At 67.4% G+C, this 1,034-nt stretch carries 1 protein-coding gene; it reads right to left on the bottom strand.

The features are described from left to right. Window positions 1–1,034 (bottom strand): HAL/PAL/TAL family ammonia-lyase (locus HB375_RS17920; RefSeq protein ID WP_167674462.1); only part of this gene is annotated, 1,034 nt, incomplete at both ends.

Here is a 1,034-nt window from a genome sequence, read left to right as displayed (position 1 = left end):
TCGGTGGCGTACCAGCGGTCGCCGTCGAGCGCGGGCGGGATGATTGCGCGGATAGCCCCGATCGCCGCCTGCGAGCCTCGGCCGAGCGGATAGTCCTTCGCCAGCGGCTCAACGAGGGTCAGCGCCTGCGCCGCCATCAGCAATTCGCCCGCTACGATCTGCTCCACGTTCTCGACCACGGTGCGGGCCTTGCGCCCGCACCAGGTGGAGTTCGACACGTGATCTTCCGCATTCGACTTGCCGGGAATGGAATCGACCGAACCCGGCGTCGCAAGGCCACGGTTCTCCATCGCCAGCGCCGACATCGAGCACTGCACCGTGGCAAAGCCGGTGTTGAGGCCGCGTTTGCCGGCCAAAAGATTGCGCGGCAGGCCGTAGGACATGGTCGGGTCGATGAGGCGCGCGAGGCGGCGTTCGGAAATGGAGCCGAGATCGGCCATGGCGATGGCGAGCAGGTCCATCGCCTGCGCCACATACTGTCCGTGGAAATGCCCGCCGGAGATCGAGACATAGCCAGCCTGGCCGTCGTCGAAGATCAGCGGGTTGTCGGTGGCGGAATTGATCTCCGTGCCGATGATGCGCTCGACATATTCCACCGCCTCGACAGCAGGACCGTGAACCTGCGGCGTGCAGCGCAGCGAATAGACGTCCTGCACACGCGGGCTCGCCGGCGTGCCGGGCTGGCGTGGTTCATCGGGGAACACCACGTCGCGCGCGGCCTGCGAGCAGCGCTTCGAGCCCTCGAGAATGCGCAACAGATTGCGCGCGATCCGCGCCTGTCCGGGGTGCGGCCGCGCCTTGTGTACGCGCGGATCGAACGCCGCGAGTTCGCCGCGCATCGCTTCGAGCGAGAGGCACATGGCGATGTCGGCGTGTTTCAGCAGCTGGCGCGCATCGTGCGTGGCGAGCGCGCCGAGCGCGAGCGATGTGGTCGAGCCGTTGATGAGGGCCGAGGCATCCTTCGCGCCGAGGTCGAAATCGGGATCGAACCCGGCCTTCGCAATGGCTTCGCGCGCGGGCAGGCGCTTGCCCTT

Origin of the sequence: Microvirga terricola, assembly GCF_011777495.1 — a bacterium.
In the GTDB taxonomy this organism is placed as follows: domain Bacteria; phylum Pseudomonadota; class Alphaproteobacteria; order Rhizobiales; family Beijerinckiaceae; genus Microvirga; species Microvirga terricola.
This window is presented reverse-complemented; position numbering and strand designations above follow the sequence as displayed.